The sequence below is a fragment of the Chryseobacterium sp. genome (assembly GCF_022712095.1).
Lineage (GTDB): Bacteria > Bacteroidota > Bacteroidia > Flavobacteriales > Weeksellaceae > Chryseobacterium.
The window spans coordinates 1-7,659 of sequence record NZ_JALAHD010000123.1; the positions used below are offsets into that span (position 1 = coordinate 1).

Here is a 7,659-nt window from a genome sequence, read left to right on the forward strand (position 1 = left end):
ATTAAGGAAAGTAACAATGTTAAGCAATATCACCTCACTCCCGGCGATATAATACTTAACATTGATGGACATACAGCAGATTTTTTCAAAAATAATGATATGTTAGTTAACTATGTCAGAGAAAAAGAATCTCTTTCTCTAACTTTAAAAGACGGTATACTAATCCATCTTAAGAAGGAAAGTTTTTTCTGATCAATAAAAAAGCAGTGATTTAAATCACTGCTTTTTTATTTTATTTTTTCTTTGTTGTTGTAGCCTTTTTCTTTGCGGCAGGTTTTTTCTTTTCTGCAAAAGCATTTTTATCCTGAGCCGTAATCCATTTTTTAACCTCATCTAAAGAAACAGTTTTCAATTCTTCTGCTTCATATTTGGTATCATCTTTTTTCTTTGGAATTTTAAACATTGTTTTTCCAAACTTAATAAAAGGCCCCCATCTTCCGTTCTCAATAGAGATTTTTTCTTTCTCCCACTGCTGAATATATCTGTTCGCTTCTTTTTCAAGCTTAGCATCAATCAATTCATTGATATCACTCTGAGAAAGATTATCGAAGTCATATTTTTTAGGAACATTTACGAATATACTTTGGTATTTAATAAATGGTCCAAATCTTCCGGTTCCTTTGGTTACGGGCTCTCCTTTATAAGTAGCAATAGGAGCGTCTGCTTTTTTCTTTTCATTAATGATTTCCTCGGCTCTTTCCTGGTTAACAGATAAAGGATCTTCTCCTTTTGGAATACTGATGAAAGTTTCTCCCCACTTTACGTAAGGACCGAATCTTCCAACTCCTATGGAAACTGACTGCCCTTCAAAATCATTCAGATCAAATGGTAATTTGAAAAGCTCTAATGCTTCTTCCAGAGAGATGGTTGCAATATTTTGCCCTACCATCAAGGAAGCAAAAATAGGTTTCTCTTCATCTTCAGTTTCTCCGATCTGAATCATAGGGCCAAATCTTCCAATTCTAGCATGTACATTTTTACCCGTTTTAGGATCTACTCCTAAGAGCCTGTCTCCCGTCGCCCTGTCAGCATTTTCTTCAACATCTTCTATTTTCGGATGGAACTTGGAGTAGAAATCAGTCATCATTTCTTTCCACTTCTGATCTCCATTTGCGATTTCGTCAAAGCCTTCCTCTACTCTTGCCGTAAATCCATAATCCAGAATCTCTTTAAAATTATCAGTAAGGAAATCATTGACTACTTCTCCTATATCTGTAGGTGAAAATTTATTTTTATCTCCCCCAAATTTTTCATTCAGGATTTCTTTTTTGATTTTGTCTTTCGTCAAGGACATTTTCATTACCTCTCTGGTCTGAGGCTCTATTTCCCGTTTATCTACATATTCTCTGTTCTGAATAGTCTGAATAGTAGGAGCATAGGTAGAAGGACGTCCGATTCCCAGTTCTTCCAGCTTTCTTACAAGCCCTGCTTCCGTATATCTTGCGCTAGGTCTTGTAAATTTCTCTGTAGCAGTAATTATTTTATAATTTAAAACTTCACCAACATTTACTTTTGGCAATAGTTTTTCATTGTTTTCCTCATCATCTTCCTCTGTTTTTACGATTCCGTAAGCTCTTAAAAATCCGTCAAAAATAATTACTTCCCCCTGTGCTTCAAATTGCTGAGGAAGCTTTTTATTTCCTATTTCAATCGTTGTTTTTTCAATTTTAGCATTCGACATCTGAGACGCCAATGTCCGTCTATATATTAACTGATACAATTTGTTTAATTGGGTATCACCAATACTTTTCACCCCAAAATCAGTAGGACGTATCGCCTCGTGAGCTTCCTGCGCAGAAGCTGATTTGGTTGTATAATTTCTAGGAGAGGAATAGTCTGCTCCGTACTCTGAGAGGATCTGCTTCTTTGCTCCTTCGATTGCTTCCTGAGAAAGATTCACGGAATCGGTTCTCATATAGGTAATATATCCTTCTTCGTATAATCTTTGAGCAAGACGCATGGTATTGGTAACATTATATCCTAATCGGGAAGATGCTTCCTGCTGTAAAGTGGATGTTGTAAAAGGCGCTGAAGCAGAACGTGTTCCCGGTTTAGTCTCAACATTAAGAACTTTAAACTCTACTGTTTTAGCAAGTTCCAGGAATTTTTCAGCTTCTTCTTCTTTTTCAAAGTCTTTTTTAAGTTTCGCCGAAATTTCCTGAGAGGTATTATTAAGGAAAACCCCATCCAGCTTGAAACTGGCTTTAGGAACAAATTCCCTGATTTCTTTTTCTCTTTCAACAATAAGTCTCACTGCCACCGACTGAACTCTTCCGGCAGATAATCCCGGTTTTACTTTTTTCCAAAGCACCGGAGACATTTCAAATCCCACGATTCTATCGAGAACTCTTCTTGCCTGTTGGGCATTCACTAAATTCTGATCAATATCTCTTGGACTTTCAATAGCTTTAAGAATGGCATTTTTAGTAATTTCATGAAAAACAATTCGCCTTCTGTTTTCCGGCTTAAGTTTTAATTCATCAGCCAGATGCCATGCAATAGCTTCTCCTTCACGGTCTTCATCGGAAGCCAGCCACACAATGTCCGCTTTTTTCACCGCAGCTTTTAATTCTGTCACCAGTTTTTTCTTGTCAGCAGAAACTTCATAGTCAGGATTAAAGGTTTCAAGGTCTATTCCCATTCCCTTTTTTGGTAAATCCCGAATATGCCCAAAACTGGACTTTACTTCAAAATCTTTCCCTAAATATTTCTGAATTGTTTTTGCTTTTGCTGGAGATTCTACGATTACTAAATTTTTCGACATTCCAAGAATTTTTGCAAAAGTAAAGTTTTTTTATAAAAGTAAAGTTTTTTTATAATATAGACTTCCTATCACATTTTATTTAACAGTTCTATAGGAGCAACGAACAGCCTGTACAAAATTCCCTCAAATGTGAATCCCTTACCTGACATTTCGGAACGATAGATCAAAGAAAAGATGATAATCAATAAGGTTATATAAAATTCCCTATCTATTTTAACCTTCTCAAAACTAAAAATAGAGTTCCCATTTTTGAGAGGCATAGCAAAAAGCACTATAATCATCATCATATGGATATACATCCACCTTCCCCAGTCAATCGCCAGATAAAATAATGGCAGTGTAAATAAAAACGCACCTACCAATAAAAGGCTTAATAACTTTTTAAAATGAGAACATGTCAGATAATAACCAATATGGAACATACTTATGGCTAAGGTAATAAAATACAAACTGTATTCATTTACATGTTCTTTTACATATTGTCTTTCATCTATATCCCAGAAGAAAATTCCATAGATAGGATGAACCCCTCTTTTACTTAGGATTTCAAGAGAATGTCCTTCATTTACATTTTTTCCTATAGTCAATATAAGGACTGCAGGAATAAAAACTGCAAGAAAATATTTGATGTATCGTTTTAATTCAAATTTATCTGTTTTTAAGAAAAGGGCAATGGCAAAGTATGGAACATAAAACAGAGTCACCTCATGCATTAAGGTACTTATACATAGCAGTAAGCATATTCCCCATTCTTTCAGCCTGGATAATTTACCATTATCCAACAGATATGCGAAAACTGTAAATATAAGAAAAACAATAAACTCTTTTTTTCCAACATAGGTAACATTATTTAAAAGCCCGACAAATCCTATTGATGATAACAGTAAAGAAAGATAAAGAAAAGTAGTTTCCTTATACCTTATAAGCTTTGTATAATACCAAAAAAATAAAGTAATAATACTGAACTGAAAAAAATAGACAATATAATTAAGCCTTATACCAGTAAGATCCTGCAATATAAAAAAGAAACTTCCTGACAATCCTCTTCTCTTGAAACCTCCATCTTCATAATTAATCAGCCAATCTGCAAGAATATATCCGTCATCTTTTAAATTGTACACTAAAGTAAATGCCAATGTATAAACGGAAGTAACGACAATTAGGAAATAAATGAAAGTTTTAATATTAAAATAATGTAATATTTTCTTGAACTCCATTGTGTTTTAATTTATTCGTAAAAAAATAAAAGAAACATAAAAAATGTCTCAAACTTTTAAAATAATCAATTTTTTGGGCAATCAAAAATAGGAATTTACGGTTTGTCTGACACTATTTTTTATGTTTCTTTTTTAATTCTTATGATCATATTAAACAATTATTGTTTCATAATTTTTATTACTTTATTAGACTCATTAATTTGAACTAAATATATTCCTGATACTAATGATGAAATATTGGTTTTTCCATTGAAAAATTTATCTGAAAGAACTAATTGTCCAGACATATTATAGACTTTGTATGAATAATCTTCTTTATCCGGAGCCTTGAGGTAAAGCCAATCTTTGACAGGATTAGGAAACAGCTGTATTTTAGTTTCCTCAAGCTGTACATCTGCTATTCTGCTGTCTGATCCTTTATCCAAGTCTGAAATAACCATGGTGCTAACATTGGATTTGGGGATAACTCCTTCTTCATTTCCACTAGCATCATACTTAATTTTTGCACAACGACAACTCATTCCGAAATAAGGGTCATTATTATCACTAAATGCAATTTCACGATTGGCATTGGAAGCAGCATCAAAAAGCATATTAACAGATCTGCCAATATAGTTAGAAGTCAACGCTGCCATCCAGACTCCAGGATATTGAAAATTAATAACATTATATGTTCCCTGCCCTGTTTGATTCCCTATTATACTTCTGAAACCGCGCGATCCTGAATTAGGATAATTCCCTATTTTATAATTGGCATTGTTAAATGTATATCCTATAGTGGATGTTGTACTTGGGTTTCTTACTCTCACTCCCTGATAGTCTGAGGCTATACTATAAGAAGTTGCAATATTCTTATCTTTTTTATACCAGGGAATCAGCCCAAAATCTTTATTGGCAACGATAGCAACACCTATTACATCAGGAATTCTCCAACCTTCAGGACATGGGTCGAATGGAGATTTTTGACCTCCTCTGCCCCATCGTTCAGCCATTATATTAGGCTCTGTAGATATCCAGTCTGTCCCATTTGTAGAGTTCGGAGCTGCACTATTATAAGCAGAAAAGTTACTTGGAATCATATAAACCAAAGGCTTTTTCACAGAGTACCCTATTACTTTTGCCGCTTTTTCTGAAATTTTATCAGTAGATAAAATATTGGCATTGGCTGAGTTTACATAAGTATTATAAGGTACAATATAACTTCCTGACATGTCATTATAAACAGAAGGCGTAAGCGTAGTATAGCTAACGGTTCCATTAGCTGCTACCGTTCCTAAATATATATTATAAGATGCTCTGTTATCTGCATATTGAAATGAAGGCATAGGATCCTTCCTTCCCCACTGATAATGAAATCCTGTAGAGGCTCGTATTTTAGCAAGCTCTGCTGTAGTGGGAGTCAATGGATTGGCAACAATAGGAAAAGCATCGGTAGCACCTAAATTTCTATCCATAAATTCGGTTTGTAGAACAACATCTGCTTTATTCACATAGTTGATATAGTTGGTAACACCTGCAACCGGCTGCTCCGTAGTATAAAGGTAAGAGTCAATGGGAGTATCGGTTACCCAGATATGCCAACTCCAATACACCGGATTAGTTATACTTTCATTATGCAGTGTTACTACAGCACTTCCGCTTTGATTGGCTTTAATTTCCACAACAATTTTTGAAGCTGTAAGCTCCGAAAAGGAAGACGGAAAGGGGTTGGTAATTGAAATTTTATTAATTAAATTAGTATTTGTCGTCCAAAGAACATTAGGCTTTAAATTATTATAACTGGAGGAATTCAAGATCGCACTATTATTAAGCAGCTGGCTTTGAACCGAGAATGCTTTACTTACAGGAATTTCAATGGTAGTAAGCTGGCTGCTCTTAACAACTTGATAGGTATTAGGATTATTAATCCCTTCTTTATATTCTACTATTGGGTCCAAATATTCTGTAGGAAAATTATAATTATCTACAACATATAACGGATCTTTTATGCATCTGCAGCCATTTGCATCAGAAGTTCCCATTCCTGTCGTTGGCATATATTTGTACATTCCCTTCACATCAGGAAAAGCTGAATCAGGAACTATTGGCTGATCTTTATCCGGAATCATAAATAATGTTCTTGCAACAGTTGCAGGTGTTTCATCAAAATGTTTAGCCATTGTTGCTGTCCACAAGCAGGTATGATGCTGATCGGTATATTGTCCGGAGTGTACATTTCGTATAAGTTGTCCTGTACCCGGAAAAATTCCCATATCATAGCTTCCCACTTTAGATAGGTCATACCCAAAATTAGGATATACTTTAAATCCTGTCATATAAGCCGGAACATTATTATCTGTCGGTTTGATTTCATAATAATCATTGGATTCAAATTCACTTTTACCTAACTTGGTTCTTACTCCGAAAGGCGAAAAATCAATTCTTATATCGTCAATGTAAGTTGATGAGGCTAAATTAGCCACTAACATAGAAGGAATCCTCCATCCATTAGGGCATGGATCATATGATGACTTAGCCCTATATGGGCGCGCGCTGATATCATTATTATAGTTTTCACTGATAATCCCTTGAGAATTATCAGACCATAAATTCAATTCCGTAAGGCGGTTGTCTTTATATATTGCAGATTTTCCAAACCAGTTAACCGGCAAATTAACATTGTCATTATAATAAGCAGCTCCGGAATTATCATCTTTATTAACATAGATAAGACTTAAGGGATTCTGAACAGAAGTTCTGATGTTATTGGATACTTCTGCATTGGATAATAAAATAAACTTCTTCAGATCATCAATCTTAATTGCATTGGTAAAGTTTCTGGAACCTATGTGCCTTACTCTACCGATAGATCCCGATACTTCATAAAAGTCATTTCCCCTGAAAACCAATGGAGGAATCGGATCTTTTCTTCCCCATTGATATAAAAGCCCGCCATTCCGGTTCCACTCAGTTCCTGTAATCGTATTTCCTACCGCTCCCAGATTTCTATCCATCCAACCCCAATCAGAATCCGGAATAAGTTCTACTGTTCCGTTACTTCTTTCTCTTTTCAAAGCATCAAAGCTTTTATATTTTGGGCCATTGGTAGGATCATCCGTTACCCAGATATGCCAACTCCAATAAATAGAATTATTAACTTTATATACAATAACAGCATTTCCTTCTTTAGATTTATTGACAGGAACTTTAATTTTAGCCTCCTGACCAATCCCTACCAGTTCAAGCGAATAACCGGTTCCTGATTTTATAAGACCCGGAACATCTTCCCATAAGACTTCTGCCGTTACATTTCCTACAGGAATGCTTGTTCCTCCCATATATAATCCTGTTTCCCACATAGCATATGCTTTCTTTACAGGAACATAAAGACCTTCGCTACTTCTCGAAGGATCAAAAATATAACTATTGGGAGCCTTTGTCCAATCTGGGGCAACAATACTGCCCGTAGAGTCACCATCTTTAGTGATAAGCGGAGAAATAACTTCATTTCTAATGAGAACCCTCTTCTTCTCTTTTATTCTTTTGGGAATACTCTCAGAAATATTCATTATCGAATCAAGATTATTAAACAAAAAAGAATTTTCTTTTTTTTCTTGACGAGTTCCAGCATACACACATACCGAGACCATACAAAACATGGCCAATGAATTTTTTATCAACTTTTCCATATTATTGAAT

General features: G+C 35.0%; 4 protein-coding genes. 1 reads left to right on the plus strand and 3 read right to left on the minus strand.

The window, feature by feature from the left end; all coding sequences use genetic code 11:
- On the plus strand, positions 1-192 hold a 192-nt coding region (locus Q0A18_RS06145; RefSeq protein ID WP_292009273.1), incomplete at its 5' end, for a hypothetical protein.
- 40 nt (positions 193-232) lie between these two features.
- Here the strand turns inward: Q0A18_RS06145 and topA are convergent.
- The 3 genes from topA to Q0A18_RS06160 form a co-directional block, all read right to left on the minus strand.
- Positions 233-2,764 (minus strand): type I DNA topoisomerase, encoded by a 2,532-nt coding sequence (gene topA / locus Q0A18_RS06150; protein ID WP_292009274.1) that lies wholly within the window; start codon positions 2,762-2,764, stop codon positions 233-235.
- 68 nt (positions 2,765-2,832) lie between these two features.
- Positions 2,833-3,981, minus strand: coding sequence for a hypothetical protein (locus Q0A18_RS06155; protein WP_292009275.1), 1,149 nt, complete (start codon positions 3,979-3,981; stop codon positions 2,833-2,835).
- Positions 3,982-4,139: 158 nt separating this feature from the next.
- The gene (locus tag Q0A18_RS06160; protein ID WP_292009276.1) at positions 4,140-7,529 is read right to left on the minus strand and encodes a T9SS type A sorting domain-containing protein; all 3,390 of its coding nucleotides are present in this window, start codon (positions 7,527-7,529) and stop codon (positions 4,140-4,142) included.
- Positions 7,530-7,659 lie beyond the last annotated feature (130 nt).

Bases quoted from the DNA above. Each gene is read 5' to 3' on its own strand.
- topA (WP_292009274.1), bottom strand. From the start codon at position 2,764: ATGTCGAAAAATTTAGTAATCGTAGAATCTCCAGCAAAAGCAAAAACA.
- Q0A18_RS06155 (WP_292009275.1), bottom strand. From the start codon at position 3,981: ATGGAGTTCAAGAAAATATTACATTATTTTAATATTAAAACTTTCATT.
- Q0A18_RS06160 (WP_292009276.1), bottom strand. From the start codon at position 7,529: ATGAATATTTCTGAGAGTATTCCCAAAAGAATAAAAGAGAAGAAGAGG.